Annotated in this window: 1 protein-coding gene; it reads right to left on the bottom strand. The window is 48.7% G+C overall.

Going from position 1 to position 396, the window contains the following annotated elements; translation table 11 throughout:
* Nucleotides 1-182: 182 nt before the first annotated feature.
* The coding region (locus FMM79_RS21515) for a hypothetical protein (protein WP_205466394.1) at nt 183-396 on the bottom strand (214 nt) is incomplete at its 5' end.

Below are 396 nucleotides of genomic sequence, written 5' to 3'. Positions count from 1 at the left end.
GTATTGCGTATACTGATGTAACGTTGATCCTGTGCCCGGAGTGGGGCAGACCACGTTAACCCCAGAATGAAGGCGGTAATCATGCAGGTTTTGAACAGGTGAATCATGGTATTTACCTCTCTGAGTCATGACGATGACACTGACAAATCAGGTGATAAAACGTAAAAGGCGCAGAATAGCCGTTATGCCGGTAACTCCGGGGGTAATGTTTCTTCCAGTCGGTTAACCATATTGCCGAGATGGGATGCATCATATTCCATGACGGGGCGTTGCCTGATGATACTGACCACCAGTGGTTTGATTAACATGTTGGTCGCGGCCCGTTGTTGTATACCGGCGGCGAAAATGATCTCCAGAGCATTCTGATCGATAACACGGGCCAGATTCGCGTTCAGA

Source organism: Novosphingobium sp. BW1 (genome assembly GCF_008107685.1).
In the GTDB taxonomy this organism is placed as follows: domain Bacteria; phylum Pseudomonadota; class Alphaproteobacteria; order Sphingomonadales; family Sphingomonadaceae; genus Novosphingobium.
This window is presented reverse-complemented; position numbering and strand designations above follow the sequence as displayed.